This is a genomic window from Streptomyces katrae, assembly GCF_000966975.1.
Classification (GTDB): domain Bacteria; phylum Actinomycetota; class Actinomycetes; order Streptomycetales; family Streptomycetaceae; genus Streptomyces; species Streptomyces katrae.
In genome coordinates, this window is the sequence record NZ_JZWV01000466.1 from 1 (window position 1) to 404 (window position 404).

Sequence of the window (404 nt, forward strand, 5' to 3'; positions counted from 1 at the left end):
GGTGACCGCGATGGTCGAGGGGGGCGGTGTGGCCGTGACGAGGCGCACCGATCTGGCGCAGCGCCTGAACAAGGCGAAGGACGGGTCCATCACTCCCGCGTCCTACTCCTCGCACTGGCCGAGCCGCGAGCGCCTGTTCACCGACGTGATCTTGTTCCTTGACTGGAAGGGCGATGGGAAGGGTCCCCAGAGGCTGCACTTCGCGCCGTCCCCCTCCCTCCCCGGCTCGGCCCGTTGAGGCCTGCCAGCCAGCGGTCCATGCCCCAGGCCTGGCAGCCAGCCGTCCCGGCTGACCTCGTGATCCCAGCGGGCCGGCCGGGTCTGCCGCGCTGGCGACTGCAAGAGCAGCGGGCGGACGGTTTCCCGTGGCCGCCGATGCGGTCCTGGGGTCAGGCCACCTTCAC

1 protein-coding gene is annotated in these 404 nt (G+C 71.3%); it reads left to right on the forward strand.

Annotated elements, in window-relative coordinates:
• On the forward strand, window positions 1–238 hold a 238-nt coding region (locus VR44_RS46400), incomplete at its 5' end, for a hypothetical protein (protein WP_045948439.1).
• Window positions 239–404: the final 166 nt, after the last annotated feature.